The 24,809-nt window shown below is 72.1% G+C and carries 20 protein-coding genes; 4 read left to right on the top strand and 16 right to left on the bottom strand.

The window, feature by feature from the left end:
* Window positions 1–211 precede the first annotated feature (211 nt).
* The gene (locus tag ACFV2J_RS31515) at window positions 212–1,276 is read right to left on the bottom strand and encodes a lytic polysaccharide monooxygenase (protein ID WP_385441817.1); all 1,065 of its coding nucleotides are present in this window, start codon (window positions 1,274–1,276) and stop codon (window positions 212–214) included.
* A gap of 662 nt (window positions 1,277–1,938) precedes the next feature.
* On the opposite strand from ACFV2J_RS31515, the gene ACFV2J_RS31510 reads away from it, so the two are divergent.
* Window positions 1,939–2,277, top strand: coding sequence for a cyclic-phosphate processing receiver domain-containing protein (locus tag ACFV2J_RS31510; RefSeq protein ID WP_385085002.1), 339 nt, complete (start codon window positions 1,939–1,941; stop codon window positions 2,275–2,277).
* Between the two features lie 319 nt (window positions 2,278–2,596).
* Here the strand turns inward: ACFV2J_RS31510 and ACFV2J_RS31505 are convergent, their stop codons facing one another.
* The 5 genes from ACFV2J_RS31505 to ACFV2J_RS31485 all read right to left on the bottom strand — a co-directional run bounded on the left by ACFV2J_RS31505 (window position 2,597) and on the right by ACFV2J_RS31485 (window position 6,103).
* On the bottom strand, window positions 2,597–2,839 hold the full coding sequence (locus ACFV2J_RS31505) for a hypothetical protein (RefSeq protein ID WP_385085000.1): 243 nt from the start codon (window positions 2,837–2,839) through the stop codon (window positions 2,597–2,599).
* 49 nt (window positions 2,840–2,888) lie between these two features.
* Window positions 2,889–3,863, bottom strand: a complete 975-nt coding sequence (locus ACFV2J_RS31500; protein ID WP_385084998.1) for a hypothetical protein — start codon at window positions 3,861–3,863, stop codon at window positions 2,889–2,891.
* A 386-nt stretch (window positions 3,864–4,249) separates the two neighbouring features.
* Window positions 4,250–4,384: a hypothetical protein gene (locus tag ACFV2J_RS31495; RefSeq protein WP_265590181.1), complete on the bottom strand. Its 135-nt coding sequence runs from the start codon at window positions 4,382–4,384 to the stop codon at window positions 4,250–4,252.
* A gap of 263 nt (window positions 4,385–4,647) precedes the next feature.
* Window positions 4,648–5,193 carry a DUF402 domain-containing protein gene (locus tag ACFV2J_RS31490; protein ID WP_385084996.1) on the bottom strand — a complete coding sequence of 182 codons (546 nt, stop codon included), beginning with the start codon at window positions 5,191–5,193 and terminating at the stop codon, window positions 4,648–4,650.
* Window positions 5,174–6,103, bottom strand: coding sequence for a GNAT family N-acetyltransferase (locus tag ACFV2J_RS31485; RefSeq protein WP_385084994.1), 930 nt, complete (start codon window positions 6,101–6,103; stop codon window positions 5,174–5,176). The genes ACFV2J_RS31490 and ACFV2J_RS31485 overlap by 20 nt, the downstream gene beginning before the upstream one ends.
* A 103-nt stretch (window positions 6,104–6,206) precedes the next feature.
* On the opposite strand from ACFV2J_RS31485, the gene ACFV2J_RS31480 reads away from it, so the two are divergent.
* Window positions 6,207–6,581 carry a GntR family transcriptional regulator gene (locus tag ACFV2J_RS31480; RefSeq protein WP_385084992.1) on the top strand — a complete coding sequence of 125 codons (375 nt, stop codon included), beginning with the start codon at window positions 6,207–6,209 and terminating at the stop codon, window positions 6,579–6,581.
* Between the two features lie 299 nt (window positions 6,582–6,880).
* Here the strand turns inward: ACFV2J_RS31480 and ACFV2J_RS31475 are convergent, their stop codons facing one another.
* The gene (locus tag ACFV2J_RS31475) at window positions 6,881–7,975 is read right to left on the bottom strand and encodes a DUF5925 domain-containing protein (RefSeq protein ID WP_168527366.1); all 1,095 of its coding nucleotides are present in this window, start codon (window positions 7,973–7,975) and stop codon (window positions 6,881–6,883) included.
* 216 nt (window positions 7,976–8,191) lie between these two features.
* On the opposite strand from ACFV2J_RS31475, the gene ACFV2J_RS31470 reads away from it, so the two are divergent.
* Window positions 8,192–9,613 (top strand): xylan 1,4-beta-xylosidase, encoded by a 1,422-nt coding sequence (locus ACFV2J_RS31470; protein ID WP_385085008.1) that lies wholly within the window; start codon window positions 8,192–8,194, stop codon window positions 9,611–9,613.
* Window positions 9,614–9,637: 24 nt separating this feature from the next.
* Here ACFV2J_RS31470 and ACFV2J_RS31465 read toward each other — a convergent pair whose 3' ends face one another.
* From ACFV2J_RS31465 to ACFV2J_RS31440, 6 genes are all read right to left on the bottom strand, one after another.
* A complete protein-coding gene (locus ACFV2J_RS31465) occupies window positions 9,638–13,471 on the bottom strand; it encodes a lipopolysaccharide biosynthesis protein (protein ID WP_385084990.1) in 3,834 nt (1,277 codons plus the stop codon).
* On the bottom strand, window positions 13,464–14,264 hold the full coding sequence (locus ACFV2J_RS31460) for a polysaccharide deacetylase family protein (protein ID WP_385084988.1): 801 nt from the start codon (window positions 14,262–14,264) through the stop codon (window positions 13,464–13,466). The genes ACFV2J_RS31465 and ACFV2J_RS31460 overlap by 8 nt, the downstream gene beginning before the upstream one ends.
* Before the next feature lie 70 nt (window positions 14,265–14,334).
* On the bottom strand, window positions 14,335–15,339 hold the full coding sequence (locus ACFV2J_RS31455) for a glycosyltransferase (RefSeq protein ID WP_385084986.1): 1,005 nt from the start codon (window positions 15,337–15,339) through the stop codon (window positions 14,335–14,337).
* Window positions 15,336–16,154, bottom strand: coding sequence for a glycosyltransferase family 2 protein (locus ACFV2J_RS31450; RefSeq protein WP_385084984.1), 819 nt, complete (start codon window positions 16,152–16,154; stop codon window positions 15,336–15,338). The genes ACFV2J_RS31455 and ACFV2J_RS31450 overlap by 4 nt, the downstream gene beginning before the upstream one ends.
* A 372-nt stretch (window positions 16,155–16,526) precedes the next feature.
* Window positions 16,527–17,621: a GNAT family N-acetyltransferase gene (locus tag ACFV2J_RS31445; protein WP_385084982.1), complete on the bottom strand. Its 1,095-nt coding sequence runs from the start codon at window positions 17,619–17,621 to the stop codon at window positions 16,527–16,529.
* Window position 17,622: 1 nt separating this feature from the next.
* Window positions 17,623–17,967 (bottom strand): hypothetical protein, encoded by a 345-nt coding sequence (locus ACFV2J_RS31440; RefSeq protein ID WP_385084980.1) that lies wholly within the window; start codon window positions 17,965–17,967, stop codon window positions 17,623–17,625.
* 422 nt (window positions 17,968–18,389) lie between these two features.
* Between ACFV2J_RS31440 and ACFV2J_RS31435 the strand changes: the two genes are divergently transcribed.
* Window positions 18,390–19,196 (top strand): SGNH/GDSL hydrolase family protein, encoded by an 807-nt coding sequence (locus ACFV2J_RS31435; protein WP_385084978.1) that lies wholly within the window; start codon window positions 18,390–18,392, stop codon window positions 19,194–19,196.
* A gap of 6 nt (window positions 19,197–19,202) precedes the next feature.
* Here the strand turns inward: ACFV2J_RS31435 and ACFV2J_RS31430 are convergent, their stop codons facing one another.
* Genes ACFV2J_RS31430 through ACFV2J_RS31420 form a run of 3 tightly spaced genes read right to left on the bottom strand, consistent with a single transcriptional unit; the run spans window position 19,203 to window position 24,652 of the window.
* Window positions 19,203–20,870: a serine/threonine-protein kinase gene (locus ACFV2J_RS31430; RefSeq protein ID WP_385084976.1), complete on the bottom strand. Its 1,668-nt coding sequence runs from the start codon at window positions 20,868–20,870 to the stop codon at window positions 19,203–19,205.
* Window positions 20,871–20,927: 57 nt separating this feature from the next.
* Window positions 20,928–22,706 (bottom strand): nickel transporter, encoded by a 1,779-nt coding sequence (locus ACFV2J_RS31425; RefSeq protein WP_385084974.1) that lies wholly within the window; start codon window positions 22,704–22,706, stop codon window positions 20,928–20,930.
* Complete coding sequence (locus tag ACFV2J_RS31420) at window positions 22,703–24,652, bottom strand: tetratricopeptide repeat protein (RefSeq protein ID WP_385441803.1); 1,950 nt, start codon at window positions 24,650–24,652, stop codon at window positions 22,703–22,705. The genes ACFV2J_RS31425 and ACFV2J_RS31420 overlap by 4 nt, the downstream gene beginning before the upstream one ends.
* Window positions 24,653–24,809: the final 157 nt, after the last annotated feature.

Genomic DNA, 24,809 nt, shown 5'->3' with positions numbered 1-24,809 from the left:
GTCGCGAGCATCTCGCGGACGTGGGTGTGGGGGGGGGGGTTGTTTTGGGGGCGGGTGGGTGGCCCCCCCCCGCCACCCCCCCCACCGCCGCCTCGCTGTGCCGCGCACCCACGCCCGGGGGCGGGGTCTTGCCCGGCCCGCGCGGCCGGACCGCCCCCGGAACCCCTTCCCGCCCGACGGGAAGGGGCGGGCGGGACTTTCGCGACACGGCCTAGCGGCCGTGCCGGCCACCGTTCACCGCGCGGCGGCGCACCGAGGCGAACAGCGCCGCCGCGCCCAGCGCCAGGGCGCTCGCGCCACCGACCGCGAGGTAGGGGGTCTCGGAGTCGCCACCGGTCTCGGCGAGGTGCTCCGAGGCGCCGGCCGCCTCGGGCAGGCCGGCCGAGGCGTCGGAGGCACCGGACGCGTCCGGGCCACCGGACGTGCCGGAGGCGGGGGAGTCCACGGCCGGAGTCGCCGCGGCGTCGTGGTGGTCGTGCCGCACCGTCGACTTGTCGGCACCGTCGGCTATCTGCTCCTCGGAGGGAGCGGAGGCGACCGGCGCGGGCGCGCTCGACGCGGGGGAGGCACCGCCTTCCCTTCCCGGACCGTTGTCGCCCGGACCACCGCCCGGGGAACCGCCGTCGTCCGGCCCACCGCTCTTGCCGAAGGTGACGTCGGAGCAGGAGTAGAAGGCCTCCGGACTGTCCGAACGCTGCCAGACCGCGTACAGGAGCTGCTTGCCGGAGCGCTTCGGCAGGGTCCCGGAGAAGGTGTAGTAGCCGTTCGTCGCGGCCGGGTCGGTCTTCGTGGCCACCGGGTGCGCCAGGTCCAGATCCCCCCAGGCCGGCGGCTTCGACGGGTCGTAACCGTCCTTGGTGAGGTAGACGACGAAGGTGCCCTTGTGCGGGGCGGTCACCCGGTACCTGAAGGTGTACGCGCCCGCGCTCACGGCCGTCGCGGGCCAGTCGGGGCGGGCCAGGTCCAGGCCCTTGAACTCGTCGTTGCCCGCGCTGCACAGCTTCCCGTCGGGAACGCGCTGCTGGTGCCTGCCGTTCGCGTCGCCGATCCGGATGCCGTTCCAGTCGTACAGCGCCTGGGTGCCGCCCGCCGCGACGGCCGCCTTGCAGGCGGCCGACCGGGGACTCTCGGGACCCTCCGCGTAGCACTGGAAGACCCGGCTGACGGGGTCCCCCATCGAACCGTGCGCCGAGGCGGGCGCGGCGGCGAGCGCGGTCAGGGCGAGCGGGGCGACACCGACGGCGGCGAGGCCGGCGGCCTTGCGACGACCGGACATGGGGGAGCTCCTCGATCGAGACGTCCTGAGCGTCCGCCGAACAGCCCGGCGGACGGGGGGTGATCAGCAAGCTAGCCCCGAGAAACCGCGAAATCGCCTGCTGGAGGCGGGGGCGGGAGATCTTTATGGCCGCGTTAAGGCGGGGCTAACGAGGGGCTCAGGATGGGGGGTTGGGGAGCCCTGTCCCACCTGCGCCGGAGCCAACGAACTGTCCGCGGTCGTCCGTGGGCGTCCGTGGGCGTCCGTCGTGAGACGCCTGGGTCGGCTCCAGGGTTGGCTCCCGGATCGGCTCCCGGGCAGGATGCCGACAGGACCTGTCCCCAGAGGGTGCAGGTCGCTCTGGCTCTGGCGGAATCTCGGGTGTGAACGGCACATCTCGACCGTGGCGAACGGTCGTTGACGTCGATTGATCGCGTGGCGTTCTGTGTCTGCGTCGCGGGCCGACACCTGCTCTGGGAGTTCGATCACGCGCCCGGTTCGGTCCTGCTCGCCGGGCGCCGACTCGCCCTGGTCGGCCCGTCGACCGGTGCCGGGGTCCGTGTCTGTTCGCCCTCGTTGATGTCAGCCGTGGACCTGGCGCGCTTGTGGCACGAGCCGTGGCCATGATCACGCGAGTTGCTGAGGAGGGGGCACAGCGGCGGCCGTGCGGTGATGATGGTCGAATGAAAGAAGAGTCGTCCGTACCGTCTCCGGTCATTCTCGGCATAGACGATCTCCGGCCACTGCCTTGGACCACGCGGATCGCGCGCAGCAGCGGCGAAGGCGTCAAGCTCCTGCAAGAGCACCGCGACAGCTTGATCGACGAACTGTGGCTCGACCACGACCTCGGCGGCGACGACAGCATCTTGCCCGTGGTGACCCTCCTGGAGGAAGCAGCTTTCAACGGGCGGCCTTTCCGAATCGGCACGGTCTACGTGCACAGCGCCAACCCCATCGGCGCCGAGACCGTCGTCCGGTCGCTCACACGCTGGAATTACCAGGTCCGGCGGGCGACGGTCTAGGAATCCGCTTCGAGGTCCGGCCTCATCCCGGTACCCGCTCCTGCACGGCCAGCTTCAAAAGCGCCGTCACCGGCGACGAGCTCAAACGCCGCGGCGCCACGAAAGAGACTCCCGCCACGGTCGGGATCGGGATCAGCCTCGATCAACCGCCGGCGCGACGCACTCGGCAGGACCACGTCTGGCTCACCCGCTTCAACTGGCCGCTACGCAAAGCGATCCCGGACGGCGTGCACACCCTGCCGTTCGACGAATGGGACTCCGGCTGCGACTCCGGCCGGTGCATGACCCAGCAGGCCGGGTCCGGTAGCGCGGGTACGGCTCAGTTCCCCAGGCCGAGCCACGAATACGCGTGCACGGCGAAACGCGCAAGCAACAGAAAGAAGTGCAGTCCCAGCCGGTCCGCCGCCACGGCCACGACAACCGCCGCGCCTGCTATCTGCCCGGCCAGACGGCGCCATGAGGACCCGTCCTCAGTGCTCGGTGCCGGCGACGGCTCGGTACTCCCCTTGGACGTGCTGTCTTCACCTGTGACGGCGCTCTGCGCCTCGATCTCCCCACCCATGCGCGGACCTTATCGCTCCCGACCACTTCCACGGCTGACCGGGGAAGGGTCAAGGCCTCTTGTAGGCGAGCGGCCAGCCGGCGAAGCCGTCCGTGGTCTGGTGGACCAGCTCGACGTACTCCTCACCAAGGAGATCCTTCACGTCAGCGGTCGGCTCGCTCGGCAGCAGCACAGCGACGCGCAGCAGGTCCCGGCGCCCTGGAATGTGGCGCCGGTAATCGGCGAGCTGCCCGATCGCCATACGGACGTCGGCGCGGGTCGTCAGCCCCTTCGCCTCATACAGCGCGTGATCCGTCGCGTCATACAGATCGGGCGTCAACGCGCCCGGCTCACCGGCAACGGTGATCTGAAAGCTGTGGGTCTCGTGCCCCGCCGCGGTCAGATGCGCGACGAACGCCTTCACCAACTCGCCCTCACGGCGCATGACGTTGCGCTGCCTCGCGGGAATGTCCTGGTGCGGCAGCACCACCGGCGCCGGCACTCCCGCGACAGGGTCAACGATCTCCACCGCATTCGCCGTCGCGGCCGGCAGGTTGTCGGCTTCCGTCCATGCCGGCGACGTTCCCTCAGCCGGCCGGAATCGGAATACTAGCACATTGCGCATCGCCCCGTCCGTGCCGGGCCCACGCCGGACCTCATACGGCTTGACCGGGTCCAACACCATCTGGCCGATGTACCGCTGCAACATCGCCCCACTGCCCGGCACCCTGCCGTGCGCGACGAACAGATGAAGTTCACGGTTCTTTTCCACGTGGCTCAGCAACGACCCGTTGCGGCCGGAAGGGTTCTGATCCCCCTTCGCACCGGCACCGGTGTACAGGTACAGGGGGCCAGACGCGTCGTCTTCCGCCCGGCCGGCGAAGGTGTACCCGTATTCCTCACCCGCGGACGGGTCCGAGTACACGAACACCTTGCCCGCATCAGCGGCCGGCTCGATCCCCTGGGACGTGCCACAGCCGAAAGCGGTCGCAATGGCATCACGCGTCGTCACCATGCCCGGCACAAGATCAACGGTCGTCGTCATGCCGCGACGGTAACCGCCCTCACCGAGACTCCGCTGCCGCAATTTCCGCGGCGCAGCGAAAGGGTTTCCGCGCCCTCGGCCCACGGCGCCAGTAGCGCTCACGCCCGGGCGGCATCCATGACGGCTCACACCCGGACGGAGGCGGCGGTGCGCGTTCGGGGTGCCTGTTCCCGTTCCAAGGTCGTCCGGAGAGCCCAGGGCTGCGGAGAACAGGCGTTTCGGCTTGCCTCCGGACGCGACGGCGGGGGAGAGCCGCAGAGCTGTCCGGCGTACGGTCATGAGGTCGTCGCGTCTCGCGTGGCGGTCCGGACGGCCCCGATGGCCGGCCCCTCAGCGCGCGCGGCCGGTCCGGCGGCTTTCGTTCCGCGGCACGGTGCCGGGGCGGCTCACTCGTCCGGCCACCAGGTGCGGTGGATGTCCTTCCGCACTTCGGGGCGCTCGGCGGGGCGCTCGTCCGCCCTGTCCCGCGCCCGACGGGAGTCCGACTTGCTCAGGGGCTTCTGCACGGTCACACGGCGCATGGCTGCCTCCTTGCGTCTACCCGATTCCGTCGTCGTACGGAGGTAGACCCTTTCGGGGAGAGTTCCTCATCGATCGCGATCTGTCTGTGGCGAGTGTCACGATTGACTGTCAGTGGTCGGTGTCACCCGGAGCCGCCCGGTGGGTTGCGGCGACATGAATCCAGGTCGGAGCGGCGTCGATCACCATGGGAACAGGAACCACGTACGACGTGCGGTAATTCCCGGCGTCCGACTCGCGGACAGGACGCGGTGTGCCCGGCCGGTTACGCGGAGGTACCGTCCGCCTCGTGGGTCTGCCCGGGCGCGGCCTGGCCGAGCAGGGACTCGAAGCCGCCCCGGCGGGCCAGGAGCTCAAGGGTGTCGAGGGCGGCGAGCGCGGCGGCCGCGGCCGCAGGATCACTGCTCGCGAGGCCGCTCGCCGCGAACTCGTCCTCGTCCAGGCGCCGCACGTCCGCGCCGTCCGCGGAGCGCCACAGGTCCAGGTCGAGGTCCTCGACGACCAGCTCGCCGCCCGAGACGGTGGCCGGGCGGGCGATGTCGCAGTACCAGCCCTTGAGCACCCCTCGCGCGTCGCGGACCTCCTTGACCGCGTACCAGCGGTCCCGCCAGTAGTGCTCGGTGAGGACGTCACCGGGCTCGAACCGTACGAAGCCGAAGTCACGGACGCCGCCGGCCGCCCACGGCGCGCGGACGGTGACCCGGGTGCCGTCGTCGTGGAGCAGCTCGGCCGGGTAACGGATCTTCGTGCGGCCGGACTTGACGAGGACGACGTCCAGACGGCGGGGGCCGTCAGCCGAGTTCGCGGACATGACGTACCTCCGTGCCGCAGATCTCGTACCCGAACCACTTGTTGATCGCGATCATCGGCCCGTTGCCGCTGTCGTTGCCGGTGAACGCCTCCGTGCAGCCGGCGGCGCGGGCGCGGTGCAGGGAGTCGTTCTTGGCGAGCTTGGCGAGGCCACGGCCGCGGAAGGCGGCGGCGGTGCCCGTCATCACGGTGCCGTAGCGGGTGCCGCCGTCCGTGCGGGCCGCGCTGAAGGCCGCCGGGCGGCCGTCGACGAGCGCGACCGTGGTCAGTTCGGCACTGAACAGGGGGTGGTGCCAGGTCTCCCGCAGCCAGGCCTGGTAGTCCGTGAACTCATGGGGGATGTCGCCGGGTTCGTCGGTCGACGTCTCCGCGTCCAGGTCGAACAGCGGGCGCGGGTCGTCGGCGAAGTCCGCCGCCGTGCGCAGTTCCACGCCCGGCGGCGGGTCCTGACGCGGCGGCAGGGCACCGCCCGCCAGGTCCAGCCGGAGGAAGTGGGCGGAGCGGCTGGCGCGGTAGCCGTGCCGCTCGGCGAACGCCCGGTTGCCCGGCTCGTCCAGGACCCAGGCGAAGAGCCTGTTCGCGCCCAGGGCCGCGAGGTGCCGCTCGGCGGCGCGTACCAGGAGCGTGCCCGCGCCCCGGCGCGTACGGCCCGGGTCCACGTACACGTTGAGATAGCCCTGCCCCGGCTCCGGACTGTCGTACGCGATACCGACCTGCGCCGTGCCGATCACCTCGCCGTCCAGTTCGGCGACCAGCGGGCGGTAGTGGGCGTCGGGGTGCGCGTGCGTGACGTCGTACGCGAGGGAGCCGGGGGTGTACAGCATGTAGGGGAGCGCCCGGTTGCGGACACGGGAGAAGCCCTCGGTCTGCCGCCGGTCGTCGGGGCGGAGGTCGTCGACGATCACAGTCATGGACTCGCACGCTACGCGCGGGACGGGTCCGGGCACCTCTCATTTTTCCGCTGCCTCCGCTCCGGTACCTCCCATCACCCCGCGGGTACGGGACAATCGCCGCGTGACGCTGAAGATCCACATCGATGAGGGGGCCGCGCCCTACGAGCAGGTGCGCGCCCAGATCTCCGGGCAGGTCCGTTCCGGGGTTCTGCCGGTCGGCTACAAGCTGCCCACGGTACGGGGGCTGGCCGAGGAGCTCGGCCTCGCCGCGAACACGGTCGCCAAGGCGTACCGGGCGCTGGAGTCGGACGGGGTGATCGAGACGCGGGGCCGCAACGGCACGTTCGTGGCCGCCGCCGGTTCGGCGGCCGAGCGCGAGGCCGCGACGGCCGCTCAGGCGTACGCCGAGCGCGTGCGCCGCCTCGCGCTGACCGAGTCCGCCGCGCTCGACGCCGTACGGGACGCCCTGCGGGCGGCCTACGGAGGCGGGGCCTAGGGCGTGTTGCGGAAGTCCCGTCCGCCTCGCGACGCCTGGCACGCCCTAGGGGGGGGCGGCACGGTGCCTGGTGGCGTCGCCGGACCGTCCGGGTAGGTCCGTACGGGGAAACCCTCCGCCGTGCCCGACCTCGCAGGGCAGTGCGGGCAGCCGCCCCGCAGCCACGGGCCACGCCACCGCAGCCCCAGGGATCTCGAAGCCGACGCCCCGGGTGCTGTCGACGCCCCGAGTCAGGACGCCCCGGATGCGCCGAGTGCCCCCGGCGCACCCCACCACCCGGACGCGCGGCGCCTGAAGGTCTACAGATACAGCCCCGCGTCCGCGCCGTCCCGCGGGTCGGGGACCGACGTCGGCGTGGTGCCCCGGCGGAGCGCGTACAGCTCCGCCAGGGTGGCGCCCTCGCGTGAGACGCCCTCCTCCGTGCCGAGCCAGCCGACGGCCTCGGAGCGGGTCAGCGGGCCGACCTCGATCCGGGCGAGGCAGCGGCCGGGGCGGACCACGGCGGGGTGGAGGCGCTCCAGGTCCTCGTTCGTGGTCACCCCCACCAGGACGTTGCGGCCCTGGCCGAGGAGGCCGTCCGTGAGGTTCAGCAGGCGTGAGAGGGCCTGCCCCGCGGTGTGCTTCGCCTCGCCGCGGATCAGCTCGTCGCAGTCCTCCAGGAGGAGCAGCCGCCAGCGGCCCTTGCCCGTGCCGTCCTCCTCGCCGATCGCGATGTCCATCAGATAGCCGACGTCGGAGAAGAGCCGCTCGGGGTCCAGCACGCAGTCCACCTGGCACCAGTCCCGCCAGGAGCGGGCCAGGGTCCGCAGCGCGGACGTCTTGCCGGTGCCGGGTGGGCCGTGCAGCAGCAGGAGCCGGCCCGCGATGTCCTCCGGGGTGGTCTTCATCAGGCCGTCCATCGCGTCGGCGACCGGACCGGTGTAGTTCGGCCGGACCTCCTCCCACGTGCCCGCGGAGATCTGCCGCGTGGTGCGGTGCGGGCCGCGGCGCGGGGACACGTACCAGAAGCCCATCGTCACGTTCTCGGGCTGGGGTTCGGGCTCGTCGGCCGCGCCGTCCGTCGCCTGGTCGAGGACCTTCTCGGCCAGCTCGGCGCTGGTCGCGGTGACCGTGATGTCCGCGCCGCGGTTCCAGCGGGACACCAGGAGGGTCCAGCCGTCCCCCTCCGCCAGCGTCGCGCTGCGGTCGTCGTCGCGGGCCGAGCGCAGCACACGGGCACCCGGTGGAAGCAGGGTCGCCCCGGACCGTACCCGGTCGATGTTCGCCGCGTGCGAGTGAGGTTGCTCGCCCGTCGCGAAGCGGCCGAGGAACAGCGCGTCGACGACATCCGACGGAGAGTCGCTGTCATCGACGTTGAGCCGGATCGGCAGTGCGTCGTGTGGGTTGCCAGACATGCCGCCATGATCCGTCACCAAGGGGACCCGCGCACGGGATTTCCGCAGCCTGTTGCCGGTGTTCCCCTGGACGCGCCCCAGTTCAGCCGCCTTACGGCCGGACGGCCGGGTGCCCGCCGCGGGGCCGCGGGTGCCGCCGCCCCCGGGAAACACGGCCGTCCTGCACGTCCACGAGCCCTGTCCGGCGGCCGATCCGCGCCGTTACTGTTGCCCATGATGGGACGTCATGGGTGGAATTCGGCGGCACGGCGGTGGCGGCTCACCGCGCTGCTCGGTGTGGGGGTGGCCGCTCTGGCCCTGGTGGTGACCCTGCTCAACACCTTGCCCGGGGGCGGCGCGAGCACCGAGGGCACGACCCGTGACGGGGACAAGGTGCACGGCACACCGGTCACCCCGCCCGGAACGCCGCGGCCGGCGGTGGGCTGGGGCTTCACCCACACCCAGTTCAGCGCCGACGAGGGCAGCGACGCGGCGACCGGCCGCGCCGAGGGGCTGCTGGAGAAACGGTCGCTGCCGCAGAACCAGCACATCATGGGCTGGGGCGCCGGCAACCCCGAACCCACCAAGGGCCGTTACGACTTCACAGAGATGGACCGCCGTATCGACTTCGTCCGCAGGTCCGGCGGCACCCCGGTCGTCACCCTGTGCTGCTCGCCGGACTGGATGAAGGGCGGCAGGCCGGGCGCGAACCACACGGACTGGAGCCAGGCGTCCCTGGAGACCGCGCCGGACCGCGCCCACTACGAGGACTTCGCCGAGCTCGCCGCGACCGTCGCCAAGCGCTACCCGGACGTACGTCACTTCATCGTCTGGAACGAGTTCAAGGGCTTCTGGAACGACGCCGAGGGCCGCTGGGACTACGAGGGCTACACGCAGCTCTACAACCTGGTCTACAAGGCGCTGAAGAAGGTCGACAAGGACATCATGGTCGGCGGCCCCTATCTCGTCATGGACAGCTTCGACCCACGCCAGAAGGAGAACGCGTCCACGACCGTGAAGGGCACCTGGGGTGCCATGGACCAGCGTGTCCTCGACGCGTTCGACTACTGGAACAAGCACAGGGCGGGCGCCGACTTCGTCGTCGTCGACGGCTCCAGCTACACCAAGGACGACGACCTGCTGCCCGACGAGTTCGGGGCCACCGACAAGTTCACGGCCGTCGGCGCGTGGGTGCGGGCGCGGACCCACGGCCTGCCGCTGTGGTGGGCCGAGTACTACGCCGAACCGGCCGACGGCAACGACGACCGCAAGGGCTGGTCCGAGCCCCACCGTGTCGCCGTCCAGGCCGCCGCGATGATCGCGATGGCCCGCGGCGGTGCCACCTCCGGTTTCTACTGGAACCCGGAGAAGGAGAAGGGCTCCGGCTGCGCGGGCTGCCTGTGGACGCCGACCGACGGCGCCGGCGGGGGCGCGGCACTCCCCATGTTCGACCTGGTCTCCCGCTTCAGCGCGGCGTTCGGGCCCGGGGCCAGGTACGAGACGGTGCCGGTCGCCGCCGACGACGTCCCCAACGTGCGCGTCCTCGCCACCGACAAGGCCGTACTCGTGGTGAACACCCAGGACCGGCCGATCAGCGCGCAGGTCGACGGCCGGAGGTTCGCCATGGGGGCGTACGGGGTGAAGTGGCTCACCCGGTGAGCCGCTCCACCCCCCGCGGACCCGCTACTTCATGGTCAGGAACCGCTGCACCAGCGAGGCCAGCAGCACCGCCAGCAGCGGCAGCGAGAACCAGAAGCTGCTCTGCAGCCACCGCAGCTGCCGCACGCCCGGCCGCACCGCGACCCGGACGAACTCCCGGGCGGTGAGCATCACGACGAGCGCCACGGCCGCCAGGCCGCCGACGACCGACCACGGCGTCCAGGTCACCTGCGGACCGATCGGCCCTGGTGCGGCCTTCGGGACGTTCCCCGGGGGCTGCTCGCGCAGCGCGTACACCGTCGCGTCGCCGTTGACGAGGACCTTCCTGAGGTCCTGCCGGTCGTCGAGGCTGCGGACGAGCCGCGCGGGCCAGGCCGCCGGGTAGCCGACGTCCATCTGGAGGTAGACCACCTGACTCCGGTTGATCATGAGGTACGAGTTCGGGCCCGCGTCCTTGAGGGACTTGACCAGGCCCGACACCAGGACCGGGTCGGTCGGCGCCAGTGTGGGCACGTACTGCACCTTCTCCATGTCCCGGGTGCCCCACGGCATCGCGGGCGTCACGTTGTTCACGGTGTCGTTGCTCAGCCACAGCAGCCGGACGGTCGGGTCGTCGTGCGCGTACACGTACTTCATGGCCGCGACCTCGCCCGGCCGGATCCGCTCGAACGACTCGTTGCCCCAGCGGGCCACCAGGAAGCCGCCCATCAGGAGCAGGCCCGCCATGAGGGCGGCCGCCGGGGCGAGGCTCGCCCGGTCCTTCTCCCGCTCCTTCGCGGTGACGCCGGTGCGCGGGAACAGGGCGAGCCCGGCGAGCAGCGCCGCGCCCGGAAGGGCGAACATGAAGACGCGCAGCGCCATTTCGCCGCCGTACGACTGCATGCCGAAGCCGAGGAACGGCACGAAGGTGAGGACGAGCAGCGACCGCTCGCGGTACTTGTGGTCGCGCCGCCGCCACCAGCCCCAGCAGGCGGAGGCCATCACACCGCCGGCCAGCAGCACGCGGGCGTAGAGGACGAGTTTGTGGGTCGAACTGCCGCCCTGGATACGGCCGGAGACGGACGTCGACACATTGCCGCCGACCCCGCCGACCCCGCCGAACAGTTCGTCGAAATGCCCGGACCAGTACGGCTCGGCCATGAAGCCGATCCAGACGCAGACCAGCACCGCGAACAGGATGGGCAGGCCGCGCAGTTCGCAGCGGCCGACGAGGACGAGGACCGCGAGCACACCCAGCATCACGAACGGGGTGAGCTGGTGGGCCGGGACACTCGCCGCGAACAGGCCGATCAGCACCATGAGGAGCACGGCCTGCCGGGGCCGGTCGGTCGGTTCGACCTCCGCCTCGCCGGGCCGTGCCTTCGTCCAGAGCACGCGCGGTGCCCGGAACCACACCAGGAGGATCGCCACGAAGGCGAGGTAGAGCAGATAGGTGAAGCCCTGCGGTGAGAAGTAGTCCTGGCCGACCCAGCTGCTCAGGACGAAGATCCAGATGCCCGTCCACCGGGCGCGCCAGCTCGCCCGCAGTGAGCGCGCGAGCAGGAACATCGGTGCCAGACACAGGAGTTGCATGGTCAGCGGCCACCAGCGGATCACCTCGGTGAGGTCGCCGACACCGCAGGCCCTGGCGACGAACGCGGCCGCCGCGAAGAAGCCGGGCCAGCTCCAGCGCGCGTCGAGGTCCGGCACGGCCGACCCGGTCCGGTCGATGTAGTCGAGGAACCCGAGGTGCTGCCAGGCCGTCGCGAACCGCGGTTCGGTCTCGATCACCGCGGGCAGCGCGTGCAGCGAGACCACGGTGGCGAGCAGGGTGACGAGCAGCAGTCCCTTGTGCTCGCTGTTCCTCCGGAGCAGCGAGGCGAAGACCACGACCAGCAGGGCGGCGCCCACCAGGGTGGGCGGCGGCAGGACGGAGACGAGGCCGAGGCCGCCCATCCGGTCGAGGGCCGCGTCGTCGAGGCCGAGTACCGGGACCCAGTAGAGGAGCAGGGCGCAGACCAGCAGGCAGCCGAGTGCGACGCCTGGTCCGGACGGGTGGCGCAGACGGTCGAGCAGGGACGGCGGCGGGGTGGTGCTGTCCGCCGGGTACGGGTCGTCCTGGAGCGGCTGTTCCGTGTCCGGCGTCGCCCGAGGCGCGCTGTCGGTGCCCTCCGCCTCGAAGGGGGCGTCGACCTCCGGGACCTGTGCGGGTCCCAGGGACGCCTCCGAACCGGGTTCGCGGGACTCGACCGGCAGCCCCGGGGACGGCGTCGGCGGATGCTGCACGCGCAGCGCCCAGGTCGGACGGTGGTCGGGACGCGCCGTGGGTGTCCCGCCGGGCGGGGTTCCCGGTCCCGGCCGTACGTCCGGGCGGCGCTCCTGGTGGTCGAAGTCGACGTGGATGCCGAGGGCGAGGGTGTCGGAGTCGAGGGCCCAGGCGGGCCCGCGCTTCGGTTCGGCCGGCTCGGCCGCGGGCACCTCGCGCGCGCCGAGGTCGGCGAGATCCCCGTCCGGCGCCGCGCCCTGCGGTAGTTCGGCGGGCGGCGCGTGCCGCACGATCCTGAAGAGTCTGGGCGCCGCGACCGACACGATCACCGCGAGGCTGGAGATCTCCGCGACTCCCGCGCCCGTCAGTCCCATCCGGGGCAGCAGGATCACCGTCAGGCCGAGCACCAGGACGCACAGCAGGCCCTGCAGATAGGCGAGCCCGGAGGTGCGGCTCTGCGCGCGCAGCACCGCGAAGTAGGTCTCCATGACGACCCGCAGCAGCGCGCCGACCGCGAACCAGCGCAGCAGCGGGGTCGCCGCGTGCGCGTACCCCTCACCGAAGACGCGCAGGATGAACGGCGCGCCGAGGAACAGCAGTCCGCACACCGGCAGCATGATCCGGACCATCCGCCCGATCGCGGCCCGGGTGTTCGCCGCGAGCCGCGCCGGGTCGTGCGAGCCCTCGACGGTCAGCGAGGCGCCCATGTTGATGGCGAGCAGGTTGACCGTGCCGCCGATCGTCGTGGTGATGTAGAAGTACGCGTTGTCGGAGGAGCTGACCTGCGAGGCGACGATCACCGGTACGAGGTAGACCACGGCGAGCGAGAACAGGGAGCCGGTGTAGTCGCCCGCGAGGAAGCGGCCGATCTCCTTGAGGGAGGGCGGCCTGGCACGGTCCTCGGTCGCCTTGACGTGCCGGGGCACCAGGCGCCGGAAGACCAGCAGCCCGAGCGGCACGACCGACAGGGCGATCGCGGCGACCCAGGAGACGAAGACACCGCTGGTGGGGATCGCGGCGGCGAGGCAGATGAGCAGCACCAGTTTGGCCGCGGAGAACACGGTGTTGCCCACCGGCACCCACAGGGCGCTGCGCAACCCGGTCAGCACGCCGTCCTGCAGCGTCAGCAGCGACCAGGCGACGACCGCGAGGACGAACCCGAGGCCGATGAGCGGTCCGTGCAGGAAGTGGTACGAGGGGCCCCACAGGTCCAGGGTGAGCAGGAAGACCCCGGCGGCCAGCGCCACGACCACCGAACTGCCCGCGTAGGTACGGAAGATGAGACGTCCGGTGGAGCGCCCGGCGACCGGTATGAAGCGGGCCAGGGCTCCCGTCAGCGTCACCGCGGTCACGCCCGCGAGGAGCTTCATCGCGGCGATCGCCGCGGACCCCTGGCCGACCGCCGAGTCGGAGTAGTAGCGGGCGGCGATCAGCCAGTAGCCGAGCCCCAGCACCGCGGAGATCCCGGTGTTGAGCATCAGGGCATAGGCGTTGCGGAACAGCTGGTTGCCGCCGCCGCCCCGGCCGGGCAGGCGGAGCCGGCGCGCGGGCCGCTGTCCGGACGCTTCGGCGGCGGGTGAGGAAGCCTGTGTTGTGGTCGTCGTGTCAGACACGGGAACGGATGGCCTTCCGGCGGACCTGTCGTGCTCTTCGGACCATGGCGTACCCCTTGGTCAGGGCGCGGTCCCGGGCGAAGTTGCGGGCGATCGCACGTCCTTCGACGAGCCGCTCGAACTCCTCGACGCCGGTGCTGCGGCGCACGGTGACGCGTTGCAGGGCGTACGGGCCCTGCCGCCGGCGCGCCAGGGCGTTGCCGACGGCGAGGGACTGGGCGAAGCCCGCCTCCCGTACCGCGCGGCGTACCCGGCGGCTGGAGTAGCCGTAGGGATACGCGAACGAGAGGGGTGCGGTGCCCAGTTCGTCGGCGACGATCTCCCGGCAGCGCCGCACCTCGAACCGGAGCGCGTCGTCGTCGATCTGGTCGAGCTGCGGGTGCGTGTGACTGTGCCCGCCGATCTCGACCTGCTCGGCGGCGAGTTCGCGCACCTGGTCCCAGCTCAGCATCGTGTCGAGGCCGCCGCCGGTGTCGTACGCACCGCGCAGCCAGCCCGTCGAGACGAACAGGGTGGAGGCGAAGCCGTGCCGGGCGAGCACGGGCAGCGCGTGCCGGTGCACGCCCTCGTATCCGTCGTCGAAGGTGATCAGGACGGGCCGGGCGGGCAGGGCGGCGCCGGAGCGCCACCCCGCCGCCAGTTCCGCCGTGCCGACCGGGGTGAATCCCCGGTCCCCGAGCAGCGCCATCTGCTCGGCGAACGCCGCGGGCGCGACGGACAGCGCGCGCGTCGCGTCGTTGGGCGCCGCGGCGATCGCGTGGTACATGAGGATGGGTACGGGGAAGTCGCTCACGGGGCGCCGCCTTCCGCGCGGGTGTGCCGCGTCCCGCGGTGCCGCCCCGTGCCGGACACGGGTCCTGTTCTCATGCCGCCGCCCCCTCCCGCCCCGGCGCGTCCGCGATCTCCACGACCGAGAACACCGCGCCACCCCTGCGGGCCCGGAGACTGCCGAGGACGTATCCGCCGGCCGCGGTGAGAACCCCGGCGACGATGGCGCCGGCGCGGCCCGCGCCGCCTGGGCGGGCCAGTACCGCGTCGCGTACGCCGCGCACGACTCCGGCGGGCAGGACGCGGGTGGCGTACCGGCGTTCGGACTCCAGACCCTTCCCGGCGCCGACGCTGCGCGCCACCAGTGCCTTGGACAGGCCCTCCGCGTAGGTGCGGGTGCGGAAGTACGCGAAGTGCTCACGCGCTCGCGGCACCCGGTGGTGGATCACCGCGCGGTCGTCGATCAGCAGGATCGCGTCCGGCCGGGCGCGGGTGAGACGGATGCACAGCTCCGTCTCCTCGCAGCCCAGCGGACGCTTGTCGCCGTCGCGGCCGATGCCCGTCGCGAAGCCGCCCGCCGCGTCGAACGCGGTACGGCGGAAAGAAGCGTTTCCGCCGAGGACGTTGCGGACCCGGACCCTGCCCGCCGGCAGGCCCTTGTACGTGCAGCCCACCACCCAGTCGAACTCCTCGGGGAACCAGGCCGGACGGCGGCCCGACGCCCAGATCGGCATCGTGCGGCCGCCGACGGCCATGACCCGCGGGTCCGCGTACCCCGCGGCGAAGTGCCGCAGCCAGTCCCGCTCGGCCACGGCGTCGTCGTCGAGGAACGCGATGATCCCGCCGCGGGCGGCGGCGATCCCGGTGTTGCGGCCCGCGGACAGGCCGCGCGGGCCCGCGTTGGCGAGCACCCGCACCGCGTCTGTCTCCTTGTACTCCCCGCCGAGCCGCTCCAGCAGCGTGGGGTTGTGGTCCACGACGAGGAGCGTCTCCAGGGCGGGCAGCGACTGCGCCCGCACCGAGGAGACCGCCGCGAGGATGTCCTCCCAGCGGTCCTCGGTGTACACGCAGACCACGACGGAGATGCCGGGACCGCTCAAGACACCTCTCCCTGGCGCGAGTCGAGCTGGGACGCGTGCGGGCGACGGCGCAGCGCGCGCCGGTTGGAGCGCTCCCTGAGGATGACCCTGAGGACCCGCAGCCCGTCCCGCACCGCGCGCAGGTTGCTCGCGCCGTGGATACGGAGGTACTCGTGGCTGGGGATCTCCTGCACCTTGAGACCCGCCTTGACCACCCGGATGTTCATCAGGGTCTCGACCTCGAAGCCGGTGCAGTCGAGGTCGATCTCGTCCAGGCAGTGCCGCCAGAACGCGTTGTAGCCGTAGCAGAGATCGGTGTAGCGGGCGCCGAACTTGGCGTTGACGACCGCGCACAGCACCCTGTTGCCGAGCTTGCGCACGGGCGTCATGTCGGACGTGCCGCCGCCGTTGGCGAACCGCGAGCCCTTGGCGAAGTCCGCCCCGGACACGAGCGCGGACACATAGGACACGATCTCGTGGCCGTCGGCCGAGCCGTCCGCGTCGACCATCACGATGATGTCGCCGGTGCACGCCTCGAACCCGGTGATCAGGGCATCGCCCTTGCCCTTGCCGCGCTGCTCGACCACCTTGACGTCGGGCCACAGCGCCCGGGCCACCTCGACGGTGTCGTCGGTGGAGTTGCCGTCCACAAGAACCACTTCGTGTATCCAGCCGGGAAGTGTCTTGAAGACGTAGGGGAGATTCTCCGCCTCGTTCATGGCGGGAATCACGACACTCACCGGAGGCGCGATGGCCAGGTGAGAGGAGATCGGCCGGTATTTGCCGACCGTTAACGGATCATCGCCCGGAATGGCTGGGCGCAGGACTGAACTCATGGATCTGGTCCCTCTCGTCCGGTGGACCGCCCGCCCCTGGGCGGTCCGGCTCTTTTTCCGGTTCGAAAGGGGGGTTCTCACCTACGGCATGCCGAAATGAATCTCCGTGCATACCGGGTGAGCTGGCAAAGCTGGCCGGCTCCCGGAAAAGCGGAAACCGGTCGCGCGGCACGGCTCGGCACCGATGTGGTCCCGAGCACGGCACCCCCCTACCGCGCCCCGCGCCGGACCCTCTTCGCGATCTTGAGCCCTCCCCTAGATCGCATACGCATGACGGTCCGATGCGGGTGAGATGTATGACGATATTGACGATTGTGTCTCTATGGCAAGGCCTGGAACGTGTCCCCACGTTTTTGTTGGTTTGGCCGTTACCTAACGACTCGAACGAATCTTCCCCATTCGCTTGAGTATTCTGTCGGCGGGCTCGAAGAGCTCCGGCCGTGACAACACCATGTTGCGCAGCGCCCGGACCGGAGCGCGCCGCGCCCGGTGTCCGACCGCGACCGGGTGACGCCGGGTCACCCACCCCTCGGACACGAAGAGTTCCCGCGTCTTCAGGGAGTCCTTGTATTCCTTCTGGCCCCGCCCGAGATCCAGATGGGCGATTCCGTCGGCCGCCGCCGCCTCGGCCATCCGCAAATGCATGATCAGTCCCGGCGAGTACTTCGCGAACGCCGGATCGTAGGCCGGGAACCAGCACGCGAGAACCCGCTCGGTACGCAGGCCGAAGTGCGCAGCGACCGGCTTCCCGTCGGCGTACAGCACGGACAGGACGCCCGCGAACGACTCGGAGCGGGTGTGGAAGAGCTGCTGCGCCAGATGGTTGATCCAGGCGTGCGCGAAGCGGTCGCTGCGCCCGGTTCTGCGGTACTGCGCGGACTTCCACTCCATCAGGGTGCGCAGGGCCGCGGGGTCGCGCTCGTCGTGGACGTAGCGCACCTCGCCGGCGTCCCGGCCGAGCCTGCGCTCCTTGGCGAGCGTCGTGCGGGTGAACTTCGGTGACCGGTCGCGCAGGTGGCTCAGATAGGCCTCGTAGCCCTGGTCGACGTCCATGACCGGCGACGCGAAGGTGCCGGTGGCCCCCGCCTCGAACGGCGGCTGGCCCGCCACCAGGTGGTCGAACTCCCAGACGGCGAGCCCGCACTCCCGCAGCAGGTCCTGGGCGTCCCAGGTGAACCCGGGGCGGTGTACCAGGCCCTGGCAGTCGGAGACGCCGAGGCCGACGGCCCGTCCCACGCCGGCGGCGGATCTCTGGAACGGGAAGAACGCGGTGGGTTCGCCGCCCTCGCGGGCCACCGCGATCCGTACGCCCCGTCTGCACCGTCCCACCGCGAGAGTGAACTCGGGGGACAGGAAAGGATTCGCCAGCTCCGGCGAGCCGTTCAGATGTGCCTTCGACTGCAAAGCGGTCCAGGCCGCCCGGTCGGCGGTGCTCAGCTCACCGGGGCGGTACACGCGTATGTCCACTTCAGGAGGTCCGTCTTCTCGCGGTACGGCCGCGCAGCCGCCGTACCAGTACCGGCAGGAGAACGAGGGAGCTGACCGCGGTCACTGCCACGACGCCGCCGGGGACCGACCAGCGGTGCACCGCCAGCATGCCCTCGGCGACGAGGAGATCGACGGCGATCGCTCCCGCGACGGACACCACCGTGCGGGCGAACGGATCGAGCCCGCGCAGCGCGGCGCCGATCGCGGCGCCGGGAGCGGCGAGCAGGAAGAACAGCGTGAACGGGCCGCGCAGCGCGGAGTCCGCGTCGGCGAGCGCGAGCGCCGCGCCGACTCCCGCGACGGCCACCGCCACACCCGCGAGCAAGGGGGTCAGATCCCTCCCCGGATCCTGTCCCGACCGCTCGTCGCTTTCTGGTGAAGGTGACTTGATGCCTATGGTCTGCATTGGCGACTTTGCCCCCCGAAGCGCCGGATGCCGGACTTCAATGTCGCGCAGGGGGCTGGCGGCCGTCAAGACGCGGTCGGCGGTGATGCGGGCTCCCCGGACGACTTCAAACCTGCGGCGGCCCTGTTCCGTACGCGTTTCCCGGCGCCGCCGCCCGCCGCGGGCGAACCGCGCCCGGGGTCCCGCCAGTTGGTTGCGGACATGAACATGCAATCACGATGCCGCCGGTGAGCGGGCCGCCGAGGCCCGGCCGTCGCGGAAATCTTTGGCATGAACACTTCCTGTCAACACGCGTAGCTGCTACCAAAGTTGTGGCAGAGATCCTGCTAAAGGGAGGTTCCATGAGACGTTCCCGAATTACGGCATACGTGGCCTCACTCCTCCTCGCCGTCGGCGGTGCCCTCACCGGGGCAGCGGCGGCGCAGGCGTCCCCCACCGCGGCCGCCACCGGCTATGTGGCCCTCGGTGACTCCTACTCCTCGGGAGTCGGCGCCGACAGCTACATCAGCTCCAGCGGCGACTGCCTGCGCAGCACGAAGTCGTACCCCTACCTGTGGGCCGCCGCTCACTCACCCTCGTCGTTCGCCTTCACGGCCTGCTCGGGCGCCCGTACGGGTGATGTCCTCGCCGGCCAGCTCGGCCCGCTCAACTCCTCCACCGGCCTCGTCTCGATCAGCATCGGCGGCAACGACGCCGGATTCGCAGACGTCATGACCACCTGTGTGCTCCAGTCCGACAGTGGCTGTCTGTCCCGGATCGCCACCGCCAAGGCGTACGTCGACTCGACGCTCCCCGGTCAACTCGACTCCGTCTACTCCGCGATCAGCGCCAAAGCGCCCGCCGCACACGTGGTGGTGCTCGGCTACCCCCGCTTCTACAAGCTGGGCGCGACCTGCCTCGGCCTCTCCGACACCAAGCGCGCCGCGATCAACGGCGCCGCCGACTACCTGGACAGTGCCATCGCCAAACGCGCCGCCGACCACGGCTTCACCTTCGGCGACGTCAGGACCACCTTCACCGGCCACGAGCTCTGCTCCGGCAGCGCGTGGCTGCACAGTCTCAACCTGCTGAACATCACCGAGTCGTACCACCCGACCGCGGCCGGCCACTCCGGCGGCTATCTGCCGGTCTTCACCGGCGTGGCCTGACCGGTCCTACGGCGTGGCGGAAGCGGAGGCCCCGTCCGACGACGGGGTCTCCGTCACACACGTGACCGAGAACGGCACCGACTCGGACGTGGTGGGCACCGGGCTGCGGACCTCCACCCCGATCGCGTTCCGGTACGTCCCGTTCGTGTCGTACGTCGTGACGACGACCGACCTCCGCGCGGTCCTGCCGTCGCCCGCCGAGAACGACAGGGTCTTCCATCCCGGGTCGGAGACCTGGCCGGTCTCCGTCACCCACCGGTACTCGACCTGCGCGGGCACCCGGCCGACCGTGAACGTCGCGGTGAAGACGGGCGCCTGGGCCTGTGACGGCGGACAGGTCCCGGAGTAGTCGGTGTGCGCACCCACCACCGTCACCCGCACCGACTGCGCGGGCGGCGTACTCGTTCCGCCGCCCGGCGAGGTGGTGGCCGGGGAGGTGCCGCCGGACGCCGCCTCACCGCTCGTGCTGCTTTCCGAAGGTGAACCGCCGCCGCCCGCCCCCTTGTCGGTGCTGCCGCCGGTGCCCTTGCCGCCGGAGCTGGTCGTGCCGTCCCCACCGCCGTCGTGGTTCATCAGGGCGTACGTCAGTCCGCCCAGCGCGAGGGCGAGCGCGGCCACGCCCGCGATCACGGCGACGGCCGCCCGGCGGTTGCGGACCGGCTCCGCCGAGGCCGGGGCGCCGGTGGCGGGCGGGAACGACGGATAGCCCTGCGTCGGACCCTGCGGATACGGCGTGTTGTGGTCCGGGCGGGCCGGACCCCGGGCGGGCTGCGGGAAGGCGGAGACGGTCGGCGTCCGGGAACTCGTGCCCGAGGGACCCGTGGCCCGGGAACCCGCGGCCGGGGAGCCGCCCGCGCCGATGATCCGCAGATCGCTCTCGGCCTGCGCGGCGCTCGTCCGCTCGGCCGGGTCCTTCCGCAGCAGCCCCTCGATCACGGGAGTCAGCTCTCCCGCCCGGCGGGGCGGGGGCAGCGGCTCGTCGACGATGGCGCGCAGCGTGTTGAGGGGAGTGTCGTACCGGAACGGCGAGTTGCCCTCGACGGCCGCGTACAGCAGCACCCCGAGCGACCACAGGTCCGACTCCGGACCGGGTGTACGGCCGAGCGCCCGCTCCGGGGCGAGGAACTCGGGTGAGCCGATGACCTCGCCCGTCATGGTCAGCGCCGAACTGCCCTCGACCGTCGCGATGCCGAAGTCCGTGAGCACCACCCGGTCGTCGTTCGACAGCAGGACGTTGGCCGGCTTCACGTCGCGGTGCAGGACCCCCGCCTGGTGCGCGGCCCGCAGCGCGGAGAGCACTTCGGCACCGATGTGCGCGGCCCGCTGCGGGGAGAGCGGCCCCTCGGCGTCCAGGAGGTCGGAGAGGGAGATCCCGCGGACGAGTTCCATGACGATCCAGGGGCGGCCGTCCTGCATCGCCACGTCGTACACCGTGACCACGTTGCGGTTCGGCACCCGGGCCGCGGCCCACGCCTCGCGCTCCAGGCGCGCGTACATCCGCTCGACCTCGGGCCCCATGAGACCGGCGGGCGCGCGGACCTCCTTGACCGCGACCTCGCGGTGCAGCAGTTCGTCCCGGGCACGCCACACGGTCCCCATGCCGCCCTGGCCCAAAGGGGACAGAAGGCGATAGCGCTCCGCGATCACACGTTCACCGACCGGCTCTTCGGACACGGGTGTCCCCCCATTCGTATCCGTCGCGCATCCGCGTTATTTCTCCACAAAAGTAGCTCAACCGAGTGCGGATGCCGCCCCCTTGAACACCAATCCGGCCCCGAGGGCCACGACGACGAACGCCGAACCCAGCGGCGCGGTCCTGCGGACCAGGGCGGCGACGGGTCCCGCGGCCCACCGCGGGCGCTTCGCCAGCGCCCGGTTCACGCCACTGCCGAGCTTGACGACGGCGAACCCGGCCGCGGTCAGGGTCAGGGCCAGTCCGACGCCGTACGCGAGCACTAGGAGCAGACCGAACCACGCCTGCCCCAGGGCCGCTGCGCCGACCAGGACGACCACGGCGGACGGACTGGGCACGAGCCCGCCGGCGAAGCCGAGCAGGATCGTGCCGCGCAGCGTGGGGGCCACGGCGTGGGTGTGGGTGAAGCCGCCGTGGGTGTGTTCGAGCGTGGGTGAGGCGGCGCGGTCGCGCGGGTGAGGGTGAGGGTGCGGGTGCGGGTGGTCGTGGTCGTGGTCGTGGTGATCGGGGTGGTGGTGCGGGAGCTCGCCCGGCGCACCGTGCTGGTGGCGCGCGCCGTCCGGGACCGTAGTGGTGGCGGAGGCGTGGGCGTGCGCGAGGACCAGCGGGCGCTCGTGCCGCTCGGCGTGGTCGTGCGGGTGGTCGGCGTGATCGCGCGTGCGGCCGCGGGGGTGTTCGTGGCCGTGTTCGTGGTCGAGGCCGTGATCATGGCCGTGATCATGGCTGTGGTCGTGGCCATGCGTGTGGCCTCGGGGGTGGCCGGGCGGGCGACCGTGTCCCGGGGCCCTGTTGCGCCACGCGCGCCGTACGAGCGTGGCGCCGGCGCACGTCACCAGGACACCGCTCGCGATGCCCAGCCACGCGATCACGGAGGGCGCGGCGGCGGAGCCGGCCGTCACCAGGAGGCCGAGGGCGACGACGCCCAGGGTGTGGGTGACTGTGACCGAAGCGGCCAGCGGCAGCACGTCGCGCAGGCCCGCCCGGCCGCCCCGGGCCGCCGCCGTCGCGGCCATCAGGGTCTTGCCGTGGCCCGGCGCGAGCGCGTGCATCGCGCCCAGGGCCACCGAGACGAGCAGGGCCAGCGAGGCGAAACCGAGGGTGAGGTCGTGGCGGGCGACCAGGTTGTCCAGGGCCCGGGTCCAGCGGTCGGCGCCGCGCGGGAGCACGGAGGCGCCGGGCGCGGCCGTTCGCTCCTCGGCCAGGGCGGGGCCGCCGGGGCGGATCCGTACGGAGGCGGTCGCGGTGTCGGCGGGGGAGGAGAGCAGCGCCTTGGGGTAACTGGTCAGCTCCCGGGACACCGACTTCCTCGGTACGTCCGACGCGGTGAGCGTCATCCGGTCGCCGCGCGCGGTGATCTCGCGCCAGCCCGGTCCCCGGTCGGTCCCCGCGCCGCGGAAGCCCAGCGACACCGAGGCCGCCTCGGGGAGCGCGGCGGTCAGCCGGCACTCGACACGCAGGGTGTCGAGCCCGGCCTGGCCCGGCCGCAGCCTCGCCCGGCTCGTGGCGACGGCGAGCGGGACCCTCCGTCCGTCGACACTGGCCCTGCTGCCGTGCGCCGCCGTCTCGCAGCGCTGCCGCGCCCAGTCCGTCATACCGAGCTTCTCGATGTCGGGCTTCGCCTGGGTGGCCGGGATCTCCGCGAGGTCCTCGACGTGGTCGACGCGCAACTGCCCGGGGGCGGCGACGAGTCCGTCGTACCGGTTCACGGTGAAGTTGCCCAGCGGATGCGCGCTCGCGGCACCGCCCGGCACCAGGACGAGGGCGCAGGCGGCGGTGAGCACGGCCGCGCACGAGGCGAACAGTCGGCGTGGCGTCACTTGTCGTCCTCCAGAGCCTTACGGGCCGCACGGGCGCCCAGGGGGGAGAAGCCCGCGTTCAGGCCGAGGGCCGCCTTCAGCGAGGCGCGGGCCTCCTTCCCGTGACCGGTCGCTCGCTCGATCACGCCGCGGTGGTAGAGGAAGGACGCGTTGCGGTATCCGGTGGCCGTCGCCCTGCGGGCGTACGGAAGGGCCTCCGCGTCGTGGCCGTTGACGTGCAGCGCCCAGGCGAGCGCGTCCGCCGTGTGCACGGTGTGACGGCGGCCCCACTCGTCACGGGCCGCCTTCAGCGCGGCGCCGCGGTCGCCGTGGTCGGCGGCGGCGAGGGCGGTGTCGAGGTCGGCGTCGACGCCGTAGGAGTGGGCGAGCGCGATCCACGCGTCCACCAGCGCGTACTGGTCGTGGGCCTTGCGCGCGTCGCCCGGATGGCCCCGTGCCTCGTACAACTCGCCCAGTTCTACCAACGGCTGGGGCAGCGGATAGCGCTCCACCACCTGTTCCATGCCCTTGATCGCCGCCGCGTCGTCGCCCCGGGCGGCCTGGGCGCGGGCGCGGCCCTCCAGCGCCGGGAGGTAGGTGTCGTCGGCGGCGAGCGCCCGCGCGTAGTACGTGAGGGCTTCGGCGTACTGGCCCTGGTTCCAAGCGAGTTGACCGAGGGCGGCGGCGACGTACGCGATGTCGCCGCGGCTGGTCGCCGTGCCGAGTGCCTGTTCCAGGACCCGGTGGGCTGTCTTCACGTCGCCGCGCAGTTCGCGCACATAGGCGTACCGCGTGAAGACGGGGACGCCCGGGCGGCGCGAGTCGGCCAGGTCGGCGGCCTTCGACGCCTCGGTGTAGCGGCCGAGTTCGACGAGCGCGTCGATACGGGAGGAGAGGGCGCGCTCGCTGTAGGGGTTCTCCTTGAGCACCGTGTCCGCGTAGGTCAGCGCGCCGGTGAAGTCGTGTCGCGCCGCGGCGAGGGCGGCCCGTCCCGCGAGCGCCGACTCGTTGCCGGGGCGCAGCTTCAGGGAGCGGTCCAGGGCCTGTTGCGCCTGGGGGTAGCGGGAGGGGTCACCCTTGGTGCGGGCCTGTTCCACGTACGCCAGTCCGAGCGTCGCCCAGCCGCCGAAGTCCTTGGGCTGGACGCGGAGATGGGCCTGTAGGGCGCTGATGCTCGTGTCCAGGTCGCCGCCGGCGAGGAGTTGCGGGGAGACGGCGCCCGGCGCGGCGGCGACGGTGGCACCCGAGCCGTTCCTCACGGCCCCGAGGACCACGGCCCCCGCGGTGAGCGCGACCGCCAACGACGCCGCACAGGCGACGAGTTGCACCGTGCGCCAGCGACGCGCCGCCGCGGACACCCGCCGGACGGCGGCGACCCGTTCGTCTCCCGCGTCTACCTGTTCGTCCCCAGCCGCGCCCGGTTCGTCTCCCGCGGCGACCCGTTCGTCTCCCGCGACGACCTGTTCGTCTCCTGCGGCGCCCGGTTCGTCTCCCGCGGCGACCTGCCCGTCTCCCGCGCCGGATTCGCCGTTCACGGTGCCGGGTTCGCCGCCGCCCGGGGCGCCGACCGCGCGCTCCCGGCCGACCACGCCCTTCGTGCTCTCCACGTTGCTCTGCCCGCTCTTCTCGTTCTTCCCGTCGGCCACCGTCTCCGCGGCGCTGACGGCGGCGGCGGAGACGGCGTCGTCAGCCGTCGCGGCCTCGGCCGACACGTCGTCGGACATGTCGTCGGACGTGTCGGCCGACGCGCGCGTCTCGTCGTCGACGGTCGTGTCCCCGGACGTGGAGGGGGCGTGCGCGCGTGTCGTCCGGTCGGCGGCCGCGGTCCGCGCCCGCGCCGTGGACCGCGCGGGCGAGTCCTTCGCCGCGCGGACCGGCGGAGCCGGATCGGGCTCCGTCGTGGCGACCGACCGCTCGCCGGGTCCGGGTCCGCCCTCCGGCGCGCTCTCGTTCGTACGCGGGGACATGCCCACTCCTCAAAGTCCTAGGGGGGAACGATCGTCTGATGGGGGGAGGGAGCGGCGCGGCCCCCGCCCGGGGGGATGTGGGGTAAGGCCCCCGCCAATCGAGGTCACGGCCCCTCAAGATTCGCCGGGAAATACCCCGCGCCACACCAAAAAACCC

The sequence above is a fragment of the Streptomyces sp. NPDC059668 genome (genome assembly GCF_042734135.1).
In the GTDB taxonomy this organism is placed as follows: domain Bacteria; phylum Actinomycetota; class Actinomycetes; order Streptomycetales; family Streptomycetaceae; genus Streptomyces.
The sequence above is the reverse complement of the archived record's forward strand: the minus strand, read 5'-3'. Positions and strand labels throughout refer to the sequence as shown.